Annotated in this window: 15 protein-coding genes and 1 tRNA gene; 4 read left to right on the top strand and 12 right to left on the bottom strand. The window is 60.0% G+C overall.

Annotation, left to right across the window (positions count from 1 at the left end; genetic code table 11):
• The first annotated feature begins 105 nt into the window (after positions 1-105).
• Both VQ045_RS19980 and VQ045_RS19975 read left to right on the top strand, forming a co-directional pair.
• Positions 106-1,182 carry an aminotransferase class III-fold pyridoxal phosphate-dependent enzyme gene (locus VQ045_RS19980; protein WP_331831369.1) on the top strand — a complete coding sequence of 359 codons (1,077 nt, stop codon included), beginning with the start codon at positions 106-108 and terminating at the stop codon, positions 1,180-1,182.
• 347 nt (positions 1,183-1,529) lie between these two features.
• Positions 1,530-1,604 (top strand) — tRNA-Gly (locus VQ045_RS19975).
• 384 nt (positions 1,605-1,988) lie between these two features.
• Here VQ045_RS19975 and VQ045_RS19970 read toward each other — a convergent pair.
• From VQ045_RS19970 to VQ045_RS19950, 5 genes are all read right to left on the bottom strand, one after another.
• A complete protein-coding gene (locus VQ045_RS19970) occupies positions 1,989-2,474 on the bottom strand; it encodes a very short patch repair endonuclease (RefSeq protein ID WP_442879916.1) in 486 nt (161 codons plus the stop codon).
• Positions 2,475-2,534: 60 nt separating this feature from the next.
• Positions 2,535-3,719 (bottom strand): DNA cytosine methyltransferase, encoded by a 1,185-nt coding sequence (locus VQ045_RS19965; RefSeq protein WP_331831366.1) that lies wholly within the window; start codon positions 3,717-3,719, stop codon positions 2,535-2,537.
• Entirely contained in the window at positions 3,719-5,530 is a 1,812-nt protein-coding gene (locus VQ045_RS19960; protein WP_331831365.1) for a response regulator receiver domain, read from the bottom strand. The genes VQ045_RS19965 and VQ045_RS19960 overlap by 1 nt, the downstream gene beginning before the upstream one ends.
• Positions 5,527-8,517 carry an ATP-binding protein gene (locus tag VQ045_RS19955; protein WP_331831364.1) on the bottom strand — a complete coding sequence of 997 codons (2,991 nt, stop codon included), beginning with the start codon at positions 8,515-8,517 and terminating at the stop codon, positions 5,527-5,529. The genes VQ045_RS19960 and VQ045_RS19955 overlap by 4 nt, the downstream gene beginning before the upstream one ends.
• Before the next feature lie 328 nt (positions 8,518-8,845).
• A complete protein-coding gene (locus tag VQ045_RS19950) occupies positions 8,846-9,088 on the bottom strand; it encodes a helix-turn-helix domain-containing protein (protein WP_331831363.1) in 243 nt (80 codons plus the stop codon).
• A 109-nt stretch (positions 9,089-9,197) separates the two neighbouring features.
• Here VQ045_RS19950 and VQ045_RS19945 point away from each other — a divergent pair, with 109 nt between their 5' ends.
• Both VQ045_RS19945 and VQ045_RS19940 read left to right on the top strand, forming a co-directional pair.
• The gene (locus tag VQ045_RS19945; RefSeq protein WP_331831362.1) at positions 9,198-9,953 is read left to right on the top strand and encodes a hypothetical protein; all 756 of its coding nucleotides are present in this window, start codon (positions 9,198-9,200) and stop codon (positions 9,951-9,953) included.
• A gap of 51 nt (positions 9,954-10,004) precedes the next feature.
• Positions 10,005-10,304: a hypothetical protein gene (locus VQ045_RS19940; protein ID WP_331831361.1), complete on the top strand. Its 300-nt coding sequence runs from the start codon at positions 10,005-10,007 to the stop codon at positions 10,302-10,304.
• Between the two features lie 225 nt (positions 10,305-10,529).
• Here the strand turns inward: VQ045_RS19940 and VQ045_RS19935 are convergent, their stop codons facing one another.
• The 7 genes from VQ045_RS19935 to VQ045_RS19905 all read right to left on the bottom strand — a co-directional run bounded on the left by VQ045_RS19935 (position 10,530) and on the right by VQ045_RS19905 (position 16,464).
• Positions 10,530-10,934 (bottom strand): hypothetical protein, encoded by a 405-nt coding sequence (locus VQ045_RS19935; protein WP_331831360.1) that lies wholly within the window; start codon positions 10,932-10,934, stop codon positions 10,530-10,532.
• Positions 10,935-11,270: 336 nt separating this feature from the next.
• Positions 11,271-11,609, bottom strand: coding sequence for a DUF3223 domain-containing protein (locus VQ045_RS19930; protein WP_331831359.1), 339 nt, complete (start codon positions 11,607-11,609; stop codon positions 11,271-11,273).
• A 35-nt stretch (positions 11,610-11,644) separates the two neighbouring features.
• On the bottom strand, positions 11,645-12,880 hold the full coding sequence (locus VQ045_RS19925; RefSeq protein ID WP_331831358.1) for a tyrosine-type recombinase/integrase: 1,236 nt from the start codon (positions 12,878-12,880) through the stop codon (positions 11,645-11,647).
• A 334-nt stretch (positions 12,881-13,214) separates the two neighbouring features.
• On the bottom strand, positions 13,215-14,354 hold the full coding sequence (locus tag VQ045_RS19920) for a virulence-associated E family protein (protein ID WP_331831357.1): 1,140 nt from the start codon (positions 14,352-14,354) through the stop codon (positions 13,215-13,217).
• Between the two features lie 51 nt (positions 14,355-14,405).
• Positions 14,406-15,380 (bottom strand): DNA-primase RepB domain-containing protein, encoded by a 975-nt coding sequence (locus tag VQ045_RS19915; RefSeq protein WP_331831356.1) that lies wholly within the window; start codon positions 15,378-15,380, stop codon positions 14,406-14,408.
• Positions 15,381-15,464: 84 nt separating this feature from the next.
• Positions 15,465-15,668, bottom strand: a complete 204-nt coding sequence (locus tag VQ045_RS19910; protein WP_331831355.1) for a hypothetical protein — start codon at positions 15,666-15,668, stop codon at positions 15,465-15,467.
• An 88-nt stretch (positions 15,669-15,756) separates the two neighbouring features.
• Entirely contained in the window at positions 15,757-16,464 is a 708-nt protein-coding gene (locus tag VQ045_RS19905) for a hypothetical protein (protein WP_331831354.1), read from the bottom strand.
• Positions 16,465-16,592: the final 128 nt, after the last annotated feature.

Here is a 16,592-nt window from a genome sequence, read left to right as displayed (position 1 = left end):
GCCCATCAGCGCCAAAATGCCGAAAAGTTCATTGCCCCTGCATCGAGGGCCGCGTAACGTTCAACCCGGCATCGCCGCTCAACGAAGTTCAACAAACTTCGGGACATCCCCGATCCGGACGTCAACGCGGCCGTCGCAGAACAATTGCAGGACGGCATCACCTTCCCGCTCGCGCATCCGCTCGAGGCAGAGGTCGCCCGACTGATCATCGAGATGGTTCCCTCGGCCGACATGGTTCGCTTCGGCAAGAACGGTTCGGACGCGACCGCGGGCGCGATTCGCGCGGCGCGTGCCTTCACCGGGCGCGACCGCGTGGCCGTCTGCGGCTATCATGGCTGGCAGGACTGGTACATCGGCTCGACGGCGCGCAACAAGGGCGTTCCGAAGGCGACGCGCGATCTGACCCATGCCTTCCCGTTCAATGACCTGGCCGCACTCGACGCACTGTTTTCGGCTCACCCCGGCGAGTTCGCTGCCGTCATTCTGGAGCCAATGAACACGACGTTTCCGGCCGACGGCTTCCTGCAAGGGCTGATCGATCGCGCCCACGCCCACGGCGCGCTGGTGGTCTTCGACGAAACCATCACCGGCTTCCGTTATTCCGAAGGCGGCGCCCAGGAACTGTTCGACGTGACACCGGATCTGTCCTGTTTTGGCAAGGGGCTCGCCAACGGCTTTCCGCTCTCGGCCGTCGTCGGCCGGGCGGATGTCATGCGAGAGTTCGAGGACGTCTTTTTCTCTTTCACCATGGGCGGCGAGGCCATGTCCCTGGCGGCGGCCAAGGCGGCCTTGACCAAGCTGCGGACGGACAATGTCATCGCTCGGCTGCATCAGCTTGGCGAGCGCGTCGAAGCCGGCACGAAGGCGTTGATCGCCAAGCATGGCTGCGCCGATTTTCTCGGCTTTGCCGGGCATCCGACCTGGTCGTTCCTGACCATGAGCGACTGCAACGGCGTCAGCTCCTTCGAGATCAAGACGCTGTGGATGCAGGAGATCCTCGAGCGCGGCTTCATCTCCGTGGGAACGCACAATGTCAGCTTCGCCCATAGCGATGACGAGATCGACCGGTTGCTGGCCGCTTATGACGACATCTTCCCGCTGCTGAAGACCGCGGTCGAAGAGCGCGCCATCCGGCAGTATCTGCGTTGCGAGCCCCTGGTGCCGCTGTTCAAGCTGAGATAGCGGCGGCGACCGGTGCCTGATCCCCGCGCGGGCCCAGTTCCGCCGGATGCTGGGCCGGCCGTGGCGCTGCGCGGATTTCCCGATACTGCCCGATCGCCTTTGGACCGGCGTGGCAGAGCCGCGATCTACGGGCAACGAGTGGCTCTCACGGCTGACCGCAATATCGCGCGCCAAGCCGCTGAGCCGGTCACGATGCCGACCACGCGGCATGAGCGGCGAACGCATCTGTTTCAAGGCCGCCATGCGACTGCGCGCGATCAGGCGCAGCCGTCATTTCCCTGTTGCAATCGACCGAGCTTTCCGCCATATACCGCCCGTCTGCGGCACCCAGGTGCCGCGCGGAGCGGGCGGGCGTAGCTCAGTGGTAGAGCACAACCTTGCCAAGGTTGGGGTCGTGGGTTCGAATCCCATCGCCCGCTCCAATTTTCTCCCTTGCAACCGATGATCCAAAGCCCTGTCTAGCGAGGCTTTTCGCGTTTCGGCGGCGGTTGGAATCGAGCCCTGTCGAGGCGCTGATTCGTTTCCCCAGATGGCCGTGGTTGCAGTTCGGTTGCAGGCACCTTGGAGACAGGCATTTTGAAGTCGCGACGCCGAAGGGTTCAAGCCGATGAAAGCGCGCGACGGGACATTGGGCTCGGGGGTAGTCGAACCACCAAAACGCGCAAATACAGGTCATGAAACCGACTTCAATTCAGTCTCCGAAGTGGGAGCTTAGACGCAACAGCTCTATCTTGAAGCCCATGTTAGCTAAAAACTCCTAGCCTGAGCTCTCGAGCGGATAATTTTCGAGAAAAACGTCTCGCTATCTAGTCTACCCCCAATTGATTTTTACCGTTCGCGAGGAAAATCCGCATCCGTTCAACGAGTTTTTTATAATCACGGGTCTCGCATTCCCAAACTACCAACGGCGACCAACCCGCAGCTTCGAGCGCGACGATCGCGGCACTATCACGCTCGACGTTGCGGGCGAGCTTTTTATCCCAGAACGATCTATTCGTCCGTGGCGTCGTTCCACGCGGGCAGTCGTGCCGGTGCCAAAAGCAGCCGTGGACAAAGATCACTTTGCGAAGCCGGGGAAATGCCAGGTCGGGACGGCCAGGCAGGTCCTTTCGATGAAGTCGGAACCGGTATCCGAGTCCATGCGCAGTTCGACGAACGATCATCTCGGGCTTGGTATGCTTTCCTTTCACGCGTGCCATCAGCCGCGATCGTGCCTCCGGCGTCAGCTTGTCCACCACTACCGGCGAAACACCGTTCTGCGGACGCTCCGAAGCACTCGCGGCGATAGGCACGGTTGCTCTCGGTGAAACAGCGTCGTCATGGCGATTATTTTCCTCGGACCGTAGTTGATGTCACCTGCGCGAACGCTCCAGCACACCGAGAAGGTGTTCGCATAGGGCGCGTGCGAGAAGCACCGGAACCGCGTTGCCGATCTGGACGCCCGCCGCCATCAACCCCCCCTCGAAGATGAAGTCGTCAGGAAACGTCTGCAGGCGTGCAGCCTGTCGCGCGGTGATGCCGTGATGTTCCGTCGGGTGCACGAAACGCCCTTTCGACGGGTTGATACATGCTGTCGTCATAGTTGGCGACGGGCGCAATGGATCGATCCGACCGTATACGTCCGCATGTCCATCGTGCTTTTCGTGACAGGGAAGCACCCGGTTCGACTGATGCCGCGACCCCCCGTTCGACGGCGTGCTCTTGAAGGTCTCCACCAGCGCGGCACCGTGCATCATGTGAATGTCGTTGACGTCGTTCTGCGGGGATTGCCCCTGGAACGCATCCGAGGCGGTGCGCCATTGGAGCAACGGCCCGAAGGGCCCTGGTTTGGCGGGGTCGCCGTGGCTTGGTCTCGGCGGCCACTCCGCATCGAAGCGAACGCGTTTTGGATCGTAGCCGACGATGAAAACGCGTTTGCGGTTCTGCGGTACGCCATAGTCGCACGCATTGACGACAACCGGTCCGAGCACGACGTAGTTTTGATCGCGCGCGGCATCGAGAAATTTTTTGAGGTAGTCCGCATGTTTGGGCTGCAGCAGGCCTGGCACGTTTTCCAGGAGAAACATCCGGGGGTTAACAGCCCGCACGAACGCGAAATATCGCAGGAGAAGCGCGTTGCGCGGATCATTGACGCCCGCCCCGCGAAGACGATGGGAGGAAAAGCCCTGGCAAGGCGGTCCGCCGAGGAGCAGGTCGCAATCCCCCTCGGTCAATCCGGCTTCGTCCATGACGTCGTGAGGATTGAGCTCGAGGATGTCTTTGTCGAAGACCTCCACCTTTCGACCGCTCGCGTTTCGAATACACTGGCGATAAGTCGAGACCGCATGCCGAAAATGCTCGACGGCGGCTCTTATTTCGAAACCCGCCTCAATGGCGCCCAGCGAAAATCCGCCGGCTCCGGCGAAGAGGTCGAGGCCGACGAATGGCGGGGAAATAGCCTTGTCAGGGTGCCCACCGATCGAGCACTTGGTCGTAGCTTTGGGAAGATGAGCGTCCGACCCGACCGGTCCATCCTCGTCACGCAGGGATTCTAACATCAGCCGGCGGCCTCGCCGTCGTTATCCTCGGCCGCCGACGACTCAAAGTCGAGACCGATCCGCGATTGCGAGGCGATGAAACGTGACTGGATCTCTAGCGCGTATTCATATCGGAGCATGCCGCAGACCGTTGCTTCTTCGGTCCGAATAATCGGTATATTTGGTGGCAAACCGGGGTTCGGTTTGAAGACATAACTAACCCTGCAGATTGGTCCTTCCACGTCCGGCAGATAGCCGTCATCTTGGACGTACATAGTCATCCAGGCCGGAGAGGCTCCAATTTTAGGTGTAGCCGAGAAAGCCATCCGTTGCGTCTGCCCGGGGCCGGTGGCGATGTTTGCGAAGATTTGGCCGCCGCGGTTCGCATCAAGCAGCACGTCTTCGTTTCGACGCGTGAAGAGTTTCAGCGCTGTGAACCTCTTGACCCCTTCGATACGATCAAGAGGCCTTCCCCGATGGACTTTGGGGATCATATCGCAAGCGGGGGTCAGGCAGACCCAAAATTCGCCTTCCACTTTAATTATGTGACCAAGTTCAAGATGCGCACTTTTAAAAGGCTTGCTACCGACAAATGCGTTATGCCCCATTTTGGCATTTGAGTGGGTCTTTTCGTCTGAAAAATCCAGACTAAAACGCGTCTTCACAGCCTCGATCGGATCGCTTTCTGCATCGATATCCCTGATTCTCTTTGCAAAGTCGCCGACTTCCGGCAAGAGCTGGTCCAATAATTGCTCGGAATGATGTCGCACCGTTCGATCGACGATCGCATTGAGATTTTGATCGTCCGCTTCCAAAAGTCGCCGGTACCAAATCGCCCCAACGTCGGCTTTGCCGAGTGCGTCGTCCTGTACTTCGATCCCGCGCTCGTTCATCACTGCCCGCAGTTTGGTCAGCATGAGGCGAGACGGCCGAGGGTCCCATGAAACGAGAGCTCTGCGCATTGCGGGCAGCAACTCCTCTCCGTCCTCCTTCGATTTGAAAGCGACAAATCCGCGTGCGGCGCGGATAAACATCACATGTTCGGGATTCCAATTAATAACTCCGACGTCATCAATTGCAAAACGACTAAGGTTCTTCGCTTCAAACGCTTGTAACGCGTATTTTACTGCCGATAGCCATTTCCCGCGACGTAACCGACTACGCAGAAGTAATTCCTTCGTCGCGCCCCAAGGTGGCGCGCCGGTCTGTATAGCGTCCTGCATTGGCTTAAAATTAGAACTTGTGAACGTCTTTGCGAAAGCATATTGCCGATCTGAAACCGACGCGAGTAATTGATCTTCATTATCATCTAGGAAGGACTGCAGAAATTCATCCGGATCTGCCTCTTGGTCGTCGGCAAAACACGGCCTCATAAATCCGAACAGGAACTCGTGGAAAACGCGTTCCAACGGCTCCTGCGTGTGAACGAGGATCAGGTTGAAGTGCTTATTCGACAATGCTTCTCGCGCTATTCGAATGGCTGCGGCACCGTCGCCTTCCTTCTTTTTATCGAGCTGGTAATCCAAAATGAGAAGGTCGGTCTGCTGCAGTGTGCCGACCTTGTCTTCGTCTTTTTCTTCTTCCGGCGACGACCCGTCGTGTATGTCTAGCAAAAACGGTGCTTCCCGGCGACGAAACTCGTCGATGACGCGGCGAACTTTCTGCCGGTGTTCGGGCGATTTCCATGTTTTATGACCGTGTTTTTGATCCTGCTCAGCTTTATCAAGAAGGATTTCATGCAGCGTCGGATAATCGTCATCTACGATCAGCACGGAACGGATCGGCTTGATAAAGGCCTCGGCGATCAGATCCTCGTATGTATGCTCGCTCATTCCCCCTCTTGCCCTCCAAAATCCGCATCTCTGAAATTGATGAAAAAGGCAGCTCCGGGAAGCGGTGCCTCGTCCTCGTCCGTCTTGTAGCGGATGGTATGGCCGCCCGCCGCTAGGTTGGCCCGCGCGAGATACAGACCGACGCCGCGTCCGGAACGTTGTTTTCGCGTAAAGAACAATTTGAAGATTTGGTCCCTGTCGTCGGACTCAACGCCTGGCCCGCTGTCGGTAACGAGGGCTTCGGTTCCGACAACGTCGAGGAGAATGCGTCTTGTCGCGCGCGGGACCGTACCGACCCAATAGATGCTGTTGTTGACGAGGTTTAGAAAGACCGGAAACACCCTTGCGGGACGCTCATAGAGCCGCATGGCGCGAAACGCGTCCGAGGCATCGAACGCAATCCCAGCCCGAGCGAGTGTAGGGGCGAAGAACCGTTCAACGAACGTTGCGATCTCGTCGCCGTCGATCCAGCGTTGAATCTTGTCGCCGGACAGACGGAGAGGCGACAGGAAACGAAGCTGATCGGTGAGACCTTCAAGCCCAAGCCGAATATCGCGAACGGAGTTGCTGTCACGGATCTCAGTCGGCAATGCGTTCAGCCCCGAGGTTGCCATCTCGTCGAAATCTGCCAAGTCGTGCGCGGCGATCTCGACGGCGATGCCCAATTGCGCAAGGGCGGTCAGCCGGTCAAGTTCGACGGCAGCCTCGCGCAGATCCTGTACCTGCACGCTCGCCAGCGTTTCGAGATCGATTTGCTCACGGACCGTCTCCAGCGCGGAAACATAAATCCCGAAGATGTTCCGGTTTTCGTCGGTCCATTCGTTCCGCAGCTTGCCCAGCGCGTTGATTACATCGCCAAGCTCGGACCTGCCGGTCGAGAGTCGTGCGCAGACCGCTTCGGCCTCGCGTTGGAAGTCCGATATCCGCTTGTCGGCCAATTGCCGTACGACATCATACTGCTCGCGCTGGAGCGTTTGGATGACGTTCTGAAGTCCTTCAACTTGACGACGCACGGCGCGGACAGCGTCCGTAGTTTGGTCCGCCACGATCTGTTCAGGCTTGGCTGCGGCGTAGGTGCCGATCGCCTCGTGAAATGTCGTCTCGTACTCGGCGATCGCCTCCGACACGCTCGCGGCATGCGCCATAGCGGCCTGGTAGCGCGGGGTCAGACGTGCCGTGCCGGACGGCTGGGGACGCATTACGGTATCGGCAAGCGAGGTGCGCCATTCGGAGAGGCGGCCAGCGGCGGTCGAGACGTCTTCATCACGCTCGATGACGAGCGTCCGGGTCTTCGCCTCGATCGCATCCAACAGTGGCGAAAGCGTCTGCTCGGCATGGTCCAATTCTTTCTGGAATTGCTTGCGCTCGCGCTCTCTGAGCTTCTTCGCTTCCTCCTCCGCACGGCCTGCAAGGTTGGACGCCTTGATCTCTGCGATACGCGGCTTCCTTATTTTAGAATCAGAGCCGAAATAGCGGCGTGCCGAAAGATCGAGAATATTGGAGACGATTTCGCGGAAGGTCTTCGCAGCGGTATTGTCGATAAAGCCCTCTCGCCCTGCTTTGTCCTTTAAGTTGGGGTTTCCATCGCGGGTGAGCGCGAGCCGTCCGAACATCTGACGATGGTTCCAGAAGTAGCGGCCCGCATTTTTGCTTCGCTTGGACTCGATTTCGAAAAAGTCGTTATCTTCACGGCCATAGGGAAGAACGCGCAGGTCATTTCGATAGATCATTAGCCCGGAATGCGATTTCGCTAGTTCGGTGTAGCGATCATGCTCAGAACGAGGATGAGTCGAACTGTCGGGTTCGAACTCCATCGACGCGATGTAGATGTCAAAAGCACCGACGCGCGTATTAGCACGGTCGGGCATTTTGAGATCCTTCGCCAGTTCGAACTCGACCCTGCCGTCGACCCAAGTCCCGAACGCCTTGATACGTCCCCGAAATATACCGTCATCACCAACCGTTCCGTCGATCTGGTGCTCCATCTCCTGAACCTGTGTTCTATCGATGGCCTTTTCGGCGCCCACGATCACCTTGGTATGAACGGTTCCACCTTCCACCGTGCGGATGTCTGCGCGGTAGGCGAAGTCCGGCCGATCCGCTCCGGAGGTATACGGATCGACAAAGTTCGAAAGCGTCCGTTCGAAGCGCTTGTCGCTCTCAGCCTTCACGGAATCTGTGTCGCCCGTCACCGGAAGAGCCCTGAGGGTGTCGTCGAGTTCATAGACGAGCATGGCCGTTCCAGTTCCCTTCCACTCGTCCAGGTGATCGGTTCGGAACGGCAGGCGTTTCATGCCCTGCAAGATACGCTTGGAGGGCGGCAATCCGGAACGATTGGAGCTTTCCGTCAGCCAAGCTTCATCATAGAGTCTCCATCCTTCGCGGACGGGACGTTCTTTGTTTCTCCATCCTTCGGCCGGGTTGACAACGCTCGCTACCAGCGTGTCCGCAAACGATGGAAGCGCTTCAAAGACGGCGTTCTTTGTCGCGAAATTGCCGGTAGCGATGGCGACTTCGGAGAGGTTCATGTACGGGTTCTCGAACATTCTCCAATCGATGAGAGCGGCGACGTAATTTTCCGTACGATGCTTGGTGACGAGCAGGAGGATCGAGCCCAGCTTCGCGCTGGACAGACGGCCGATACCCTTCTGCCCTTGGCGCGGCCTGACCGGCAGCCCATTGCGTTCCTCCGAAATCGTCGGCGAAAGATCTGATATTTTGCTCTCTGTCCCAATGACCAGCCAACGTTCGAACAGATCCTTCGCGCGCATACCGTGACCGTCGTCGGTTAGCACCGCGACTGGCGCCTCTTCGGGAAAGATCCGAAGTCTAACGTTACGAGCGTAGGCGTCCCAGGAGTTCTTCCAGAGTTCGGAAACCGCCGTCGGACAATCGGCAATCTGCTCTCGACCGAGATGATCGACCGTCCGGGCGCGGGTGGTGAACGTGGTCGCGCCGATGGCTGATGTCGTACTCGGATTACTCAAACTTGCCGCTCCCTCGCAATTTCGATGCGTTTTGGTCTTTCAAACTGCCTTGCGGCGGAGAAGAACAATCCACGGGATATTCCAAGAGCAGTTTCAACGCTATCGGCATCGCGACCGCCAAATACGCAGGATTCAAGCCATCAATGATAAACGGAATTGCTTTCTAGAAACTTGATCTTCTTCCGTTCGGTCTCAGCGGTTGCTGCAGGAATGCCGGGCCCTGGATACAACGAAGAAATGGCGGGTAGGCCCGTTCCGTCTCCCGAAAGCTGGCGGTCCGGTATCGCCCCTTGTGGGTCCTTGGTCGCCTCATCATTGGGCGATCCTCCTATTCCTCGCGGTCGCCCTCGGCCTCGTGGATCAGCGCGTGTGGGTCCACGCCGATCGCTCGGCAAATCTCCACGAGCTCCGCAATATCCAGCCGTCGCTCACCGAGTTCGACCTTTGAGACGAATGTCTGCCGCTGGCCAATCCGCTCGCCCAATTCAGCTTGCGTGATACCAGCACCTTTGCGCGCCTGGACGAGCCCCGCGAGGATGCGCTGATAGAGGTCTGATCGAAGGGATGTCACATCGCGGCGCCGGTTGATAACCAGCGCGGAATTGAAACCCGAATTTAGAGTACCCCAAATTCGGGTATTCGCTCATGCTGTCCCGATCGCGAATCGATTCGGGGCAGCCATGAAGGAACAGTATGTCGGCGACATCAACGACTACCGCAAATATGCGCTGCTTCGCGCGCTCGCGGTGAGCGGTGCCAACAGGATCGGCGTCTGTTGGATGCTGACGCCATCGGATACGTCGAGCGACGGCGGCAAGCTTGCCTACCTGTCGCAGCCGGACCGCTATCGCCGTCACGATCCAGAGTTGTTCGACATTCTCGCTCATGCGGCGGCCAAGTCGGACCGCCGCCGTCTCCAAACAATCGAGGCCAGCGGGGCGATACCTGGTGCTCGCTATTTCAACGCGCCGCTCGGTGATGACGCCCAAGAACGCCGGGCATTTATGACGGCTTGCGCTGACGTCTGCGCCGAAGTCGATCTCGTGTTCTTCGATCCAGATAACGGCCTCGAAGTTCCGTCGGTCGAGTTCGGCAGGAAGGGATCATCGAAGTACCTGTACCTCTCAGAAATGCGCTCGTTCTATGAGGCCGGTCGCTCGGTTCTCGTATATCAGCACTTCCCCCGCAAGCAGCGGGACGTCTTCATCGCCTCCTGTGTGGAAAACCTCAGGATAGTGGCTCCGGACGCGGCGATCGGCATTTACCAGACCTCGCATGTCGTATTCCTGCTGCTAATCCACCCGAACTCATACGGTCCCCTCGGAAATGCTGCGCGACAAGCAATCTCGCAATGGGATGCAACGTTCATCTCCGGCCGCTTGATCGAGCCCGGCAATCTGTCGCTCATGCACCGGATCATCGCCCACTTCCGATAATTGCGCCCTGCCCTATCACCATGTTTATTTGGGATTTTGGAGCGACACCCGATGAAACACCTCTTCCTTGCCCTGCCGTTCGCGGCGCTTGTGCTCACCGGCTGCCAAACCGTCGAGGAGGCCGCGACAAAGAAAGTCGAAGCTGTCTGTGCCCAAGGCGGCTATGGACCAGGATCGCGTTATCACGACTACTGCCTGACCAATCTCAAGCCGGTGGCGGTGCAGATGGAGCAAGAGCGCCGGCAACGCGTGCTGGCTGAGGGACTTGGCGATATCGCACGCGGACTGAACCCGCCGCCGCCCGCCAAGATGACCTGCGTTCAGACCGGTGCGGTCACCCGCTGCTACTGAACCGGTGTACCGGCCCGTGCGGCGCCGGAATACATATTTCAGATATGCCGCGGATCCGAGCGGGTCCCCCGGCTGCGTGATCGACAATAGGCATGATGGGGGAGGCTGAGCCAATCGCCCCGCGAAGGCCTTGCGACGCAAGGCGCAGGCTTCAGGCAGTTGGGCGCAAACAGCAGACCGCGCCCCCGACGGCAACGGAGGCGCGGCGTTCTACCGATTAGTAGGTCAGGCAGCTGCGGCGCGGGAGCTCAGGGCGTCGTTGCGCTCGGCCAGATCAGCAAGGCGTGCCGCCTCGCCTCCAGCAAGAGCGGCGAAGTAGGGCTCGCTACCGTCTTCCGACCCGCCCTGCTCCGCTGCCGCCTGGGCGGCCAGATGAGCGCGCGACGCCGCAGCGTGAGCCTCGGCGGCACGTCGGCGCGCGTCGTGGTGATGGTCGCCGGCAGCGACGTAGGCTTGGCTCGCCAGATCGTGGAGCTCGGCCGCGAGCGCGTGCGCGGTGGCGCAGGTTTCTAGTGAGCTTGCCTCTTCCTCGTGACGCCGCGCTTCGGCGGATGCAGCGAGCGCGACGGCAGAGGCCGCGCGGGGCGATGAAGACGAGGTCTCGATATCTGATGTGATGGTGTTCGGCATTGTCGCAACTCCTTGATGAACCATAGAAAAATTGGAACACGCCGGGCGACGCCGCACAATTATCTCAGCGATATCAGAGTGTTGCTGGAGATGAGAATGTTGCTGTCGAGTATCATCGCGGTAAGGTGAATGCTTCGCGGCCCATACCACCATGGGCGGGCGCAGCGCGCCGGCCTGTGCGCCGTGTGCCGGCAGGTGCGGCCGCCGCGCCCGGTGGGGCCACGGCGGCCAGCGGCGTATATGCTGGTGGTCAGGCGCCAGCGGCGGCCGGGACGCGCGGCGNGCGGCCGCCGCGCCCGGTGGGGCCACGGCGGCCAGCGGCGTATATGCTGGTGGTCAGGCGCCAGCGGCGGCCGGGACGCGCGGCGCCGCGGTGCCGGGGTAGGCTTTGATCGCCTTCATGAAGCTGAAGTCGAGGAGCGTTCCGTCTTCGAGCTCCGCATAGAAGCAGGGCGTCGGAAATGCATGCTTCTGGCGCAGGAACCGCTCGATCGATCGGCCGCCAATCTCCGCAGTCTTGTCCGACCGCATCGCGAGGACGGCAGCAACAACCAACGCGTCGTCTCCAACGATCTCGATACCCCCGCTTGATGCGTGGAGGATCTCCTGGCAGCGCCTGATGGCGGCTGATTTTGAATTGAATGATTCCTTGCCCAGCGTGATTCTGATCGGCATCGCAGTTTCCTTTTCAGTTAGTCAGGACTTGAAACTCACGCCCCTGCATAGGCGCGTTCGAGAGCCTCGACGGCGACGCTGCCGCCCCGGACGGCCTGCGTGTAGTGGCCGAGGGTGACGGTCGGATTGGCATGGCCGGCGATGTTCGCGACGAGACCGATCTCGATGCCTTGCGCCTGGAGGGTCGAGATGAAGGAGTGCCGGGCCGAGTGCGGCGTGACGTAGGGCAGCCCGAGCTGCTCGAATGCCGGCGCCCAGTACCGCTTGCGGAAGTTCTGGTAGAGGAGCGGCCCACCGCCGCCGATGCGCGGCCTCGGCCATGGCTGCAGCCGGCCGGGTCCTGGAAAGACGCGATGCAGTTCCTTGCCCTTGCGCGGGCACCGGATGCGCCATGCCATGAGCATCTCCCGGAGCGTCGTCCCCATCGGGATCTCGCGAGTGCCGGCCTCTGTCTTGGTCATTTCCGTGAAGCTACCGTCGCGTTCCTGGACGCGGCGGATTCGGATCACGTTGGCGTCGAAGTCGACGTCGTCCCAGAGAAGGCCCAGCTGCTCGCTCGGGCGCGTCCCGGTCAGGAAAGGGAAAGCGTAGTAGATGCCGGCCTGGTCGTCGGTCTTGGCGGCTGTGATCAGCTTCGCGATGTCGGCCGACGACAGGATCGCTTTCCTCGGCTTGTGGCGCGCCCGCGCGAGACCGGTCGGCATCGACGGCGCCCGCACCCCGAAATCCTCTTCAGCGAGAGCCAGGATCGATTTGAGATGCGCCTTGGCGCGGTTCGCGGTGTAGTTGCCGCATTGCTCGACCAGCGTCCGGTGCCAGGCGCGGATTGCCGCCGTCGTCAACTCCGTCAGCTTCACATGCCCAAGGAGCGGGACGAACTTAGCGCCCTGGGGCTTCTTGCCCGTCGCCGTGAATTCGCAGCGCTCGCGCGCCGTACCCTCGAGCAACGGGCCGGTGATGCAATGGCAGACGATCTTATAGCCAGTGAGCGTCGACGCCTTCACCTTGTCGGACTTGTCGGCAATCCAATGATCGACGGCCTCCCCGACGGTCGGCACGGCCTTGGGATCGACATAGGCGTTCTCAGCCACCTGATGCTGCAGTTCGCGTTGCCGCGCCTCGGCCTCCTTTTTCCGTTCGAAAAACACTTGGCGCCGTTGGCCGGATTTCGGATCGCGGTAGTTGAGGACGTAGCGGTCCTGAAGGACGACCGCGCCGCTGGTCAGCTTGCGCTTGCGGGTTCGTTTGGTGAGGGCGACGGTGAAGTCCATGACTGGTGTCCGATGCTGAAAGATCAAAAAATCGGCAAGAAAACACGGCGAAGTAACCGACACAATTAATCGCTACTGATGCTTCCGAGCCGGCCGAGGTGTCTCGACTGCAACCACGCCTGTAACCAAGAATTCTTGGAAGTGATCTGAGTCCCGTCGGCCCGGGGCTCGTGATGTTTTTGAATCCGGCCTCGCCGAGGTTGAAATCGCCGCGGTGGCGGGTGGCGGCGGTGGCATGGCGGCCGGCCCAGCTGGGCGCCGCCGGCGCACATACAGGGGCCGGCCCACGACACCAGCAGCGCATACGGCACATGCCACCGCCGCCACCTGCCACCTAGAACGGCGTCGCATCGTCTATATGACCGGCTTCCTTCGAGCGTCGGAATCCGCGCAGCGTTCTACCTGCGACCTTGAACTTCGCTGCTTCCCAGCCAAGCGCGAGCATGACGGCTTTGAGCCGTTTCGAGTTCCCGGTATGTTGATGGTTCAGGGAAATGCCGAGGGTTTCGCTGAGAAGCTCGTTCGTGAAGGCTCTCACCTCGTCTCCGGACGCCTTTCCCCGAACGTGTGCAAGCCTCTCCTGCCAGGGATCTTCTTCCAGACGCTCATCCTGCTCTGCCGCCGCCTCCGCCCACAGTTCCTCGGGCAAGGTGATGCTCTCTCCTTGCGTCTCGCGGTAGGCCGCTTCGGCGATCAGCTGATCGCGATCGCGCCGAAGCGCATTCAGGTCGATCGTCTCGGTCTTCACCGGTAGGAAGCGCCGATTGCCGGTGGCATCGCGGAGGTACTTGTCTTCGTTGGTCGTGCCGACGAATATGACCTGCCTGGCTCTACTCTCCGAAAAGCGCCCATAGGCCATCCGTGCCCGGTCTATTTGCCGCGAAGCGAATGCCTTGACGCGTTCGACCTCCGCTTTCCTGAGGCCGGAGATTTCCCCGATCTCGTATATCCAGACACCCTCCATGGCCTCCATCTGGGACTTGGTGTCGAGCGTGAGGATCTCGTTATCGGAGTGATTGCCCTCGCCAGCCAGGATTTGCAGGGCCGTCGACTTTCCGGAGCCCTGTTTGCCCTCCAGCACGACGATCGTGTCGAACTTTACCCCGGGTTCACGGACGCGCCGCACGGCGGCAATCAGCATGATCCTTCCTATCACCGCGTTCAAACGTGTGTCGTCGGCCCCGAGATAGCTCGTCAGCCAGCGGTCGACCCGGGGCACGCCATCCCATCGCAATGTCTCGAGCATTTCTCGGATCGGATGAAACGCGTGTTCGAGGCAGAGCTGTGTGACCGCGTCGCGGACGTTGTCGGCTCGAGGGTCGAAATGGAATTCATCGATGATGAAGCCCCGCAGCATCGCGCAAACGTCGTCGCTGACTTCGCCCTCCCGCCCATCGAGGATCTTCCCGTTTACGGTCTTGCGATGGGTGAAGAGGTTTTGTCCGAATTGCAGCTCGAGCCTTCTCAATGCCACTACAGCGTTTCGCATAGTCGGCCTGGGGCTTCCCGACCGGTCAACGTCGGGTCACCCATTTTCGACGGCCGCTCTGGCGTCTCGCGCCTGCTTCAGCGCGTAGCGCTTCGGCGCCTTCTTCTCGAGAACGGACTCGGAAATGCGGTACACAGGGTTGATCAGAATCCCCGCGATGGTCTCGGCCGGGCAGTTCGCCCGCGCCAGATCGCAGGCGACATGGAATACCGCCTCGCTGCGTGAAGGGTAGCGGGGTGCTTCTCCGCCGCGAGGGCGATCGGGATCGTCCCCGGCCACGATCAGGGTCCGCGTCGATTGCGACACTGCATCCGGCAGTTCTTCCAAGGCAATGAGTTTGACCGCGACGGCTCCTTTCGGTCCAGCCGGACCCGGATCAGGTTCATCGGTTGGGAAGTCGTCGAGCGTGTAGCGCCGTGACCAGTCTACCTCGACCACCTTGGCGGCTGTCGGGACTCGCCCGTTCGCCCGCTTCTTCGCATTCGGAAAGTTTACCGTGCCTGGGATGCGCATGATGCGATCGATGTTGTGGCAATTGTCGCCACCGAGCCGCTTCGCAAGCGCCAGGTTACACCGCTCCGCTCGAGTAAGTTCATCGGACGGTGATCGCAGAAGCCAGAAGCATTGGTAGCCGCCGCCCGAAAACACGATAGCCGTCGGCCTGGGCTCAAAGGCGCGGATGCGCTCGAGTGCCTTCGGGTCGTCTACATCGACGTGGAGTGCGACGATTGCTGCAATGTCGTCCTTCGTCGCCTTGACGTTATGCCGGCCGGAGCGCAGCCGATTCACATGGAAGTAGCTATTGGCGTCATCTCCTTCCTTCGCGATCTCTTCGCCGAGATCGTCCATTGTGTTGCGGACGGCCGTGGCGACCACGCGGTTCTCGCGGTCGATAAATACGAGATTCCAAGGCCCTTCCGGATGGAAGTGCTCCAGGAAGTCCACCGCCTCCGCTGTGTCAAGGTCCGGGTGGGCTGCGGTCCCGAGTGACCGCTTTTTCTTCGTTGTCATTTTGAGATACCTTCGGGCAAGCCGATCTCGCTCGGTGCCGAAGCGCCGTTGGTCAGGGCTAAATTTTCGGAAGAAGCGGAGGGGCTAGTTGCGGGTGGCGGACATCGCCTCGGCAATGTCGCTGAGCTTCACATACTTGCGGGAGTTGAAGAGCGAGTACGTGGGTATGACGCCGCTGCGGGCGGCTCGCTGGATCTTGAAGTATGGCAGGCCCAGCGCAGCTGCGGCCTCCTGGAAGGTAAGCAAGCCATCGATCTGGTCGATCGGCTTTGTGTACGTGTTGTCCATTTCGTGTACCTCCTGCTCACGGACCTTATTGGTCCGACGCAGACAGGTGTGAACGACAGCAGTGGCCTCGAACACACCGGAAGCAGCTTCATGGGATTTCGTCGGGGATTGGCGGAATGTCGTCGGTCGGCTCGGCAAGGAGCCCCCTCATTGTTTTGAGGGCAAAGTGCTTCTCGTCGTAGGTGCTGACCAGCCATTCAGAATTAGTGATGGGAGCGAACCACGCACGATCGAAGCCCGCGGGAAAGCTCCCCTCTGAAAGGAGACCATCGACGTATTCGAAAATCCTGCCCTCAGCTTCGCTCCGCGGTAGGCCCTTATCAACCAATGGGATCATCAAGTGAGCAATCCATTTTCTTTGGGCGTCCTTCGATCTCTTCTGACCGGTGATCCACCCTGCACGATCGTGCGCAAGGTCGTCCGTGTCATCAAAGACAAAAGCCGCCACCATGCCGTGACAGAACATTATTTTCCCCCACTGCTGAACGAAGTCAGGCGTATATTGGCGCTGATCGATCGCTTGCTCGATGTAAGGGAGGAGATCTCGGCCCATGGCGAGGTAATGGTCGCGTTGGCCTAGCTCGACACAGGTGCCGCGGTAACGGATCACGTTCATACCGCCTCGGGCATATCGCCCGTTGGGAAGCCGTTCGTGATGGACGTTTTCCAAGGCCTCTTCCCGCGTCTCGACCTCTAGGTCGTAGAGGACATCCCGAACGAATTCGAACTGCTCGCGCAGCACCTCCCAGAGTTCGTCCTCGTTGCGAGGCACTCGCGTCACGTCGTCGTTGTACATCAGGGTCTCCTCGCCTCGGGAATGTCCCGGTCTCTGTTGAAACTCTGAAGTGGGCGGCGTTGCCCGCCTTGAGCCGTTAGGCTCGGGGTGCCGATTCCACTGAGGAGAGCAACGCCATGAAGAAAGAT

The organism is Aurantimonas sp. E1-2-R+4 (genome assembly GCF_036549515.1).
Taxonomy (GTDB): domain Bacteria; phylum Pseudomonadota; class Alphaproteobacteria; order Rhizobiales; family Rhizobiaceae; genus Aurantimonas; species Aurantimonas coralicida_A.
This window is presented reverse-complemented; position numbering and strand designations above follow the sequence as displayed.

Excerpts from the sequence above, each read along its gene's own strand:
- VQ045_RS19965 (WP_331831366.1), bottom strand. The coding sequence starts at position 3,719 with ATGTTAGAATCCCTGCGTGACGAGGATGGACCGGTCGGGTCGGACGCT.
- VQ045_RS19960 (WP_331831365.1), bottom strand. The coding sequence starts at position 5,530 with ATGAGCGAGCATACATACGAGGATCTGATCGCCGAGGCCTTTATCAAG.
- VQ045_RS19945 (WP_331831362.1), top strand. The coding sequence starts at position 9,198 with ATGAAGGAACAGTATGTCGGCGACATCAACGACTACCGCAAATATGCG.
- VQ045_RS19940 (WP_331831361.1), top strand. The coding sequence starts at position 10,005 with ATGAAACACCTCTTCCTTGCCCTGCCGTTCGCGGCGCTTGTGCTCACC.
- VQ045_RS19935 (WP_331831360.1), bottom strand. The coding sequence starts at position 10,934 with ATGCCGAACACCATCACATCAGATATCGAGACCTCGTCTTCATCGCCC.
- VQ045_RS19930 (WP_331831359.1), bottom strand. The coding sequence starts at position 11,609 with ATGCCGATCAGAATCACGCTGGGCAAGGAATCATTCAATTCAAAATCA.
- VQ045_RS19925 (WP_331831358.1), bottom strand. The coding sequence starts at position 12,880 with ATGGACTTCACCGTCGCCCTCACCAAACGAACCCGCAAGCGCAAGCTG.
- VQ045_RS19915 (WP_331831356.1), bottom strand. The coding sequence starts at position 15,380 with ATGACAACGAAGAAAAAGCGGTCACTCGGGACCGCAGCCCACCCGGAC.
- VQ045_RS19910 (WP_331831355.1), bottom strand. The coding sequence starts at position 15,668 with ATGGACAACACGTACACAAAGCCGATCGACCAGATCGATGGCTTGCTT.
- VQ045_RS19905 (WP_331831354.1), bottom strand. The coding sequence starts at position 16,464 with ATGTACAACGACGACGTGACGCGAGTGCCTCGCAACGAGGACGAACTC.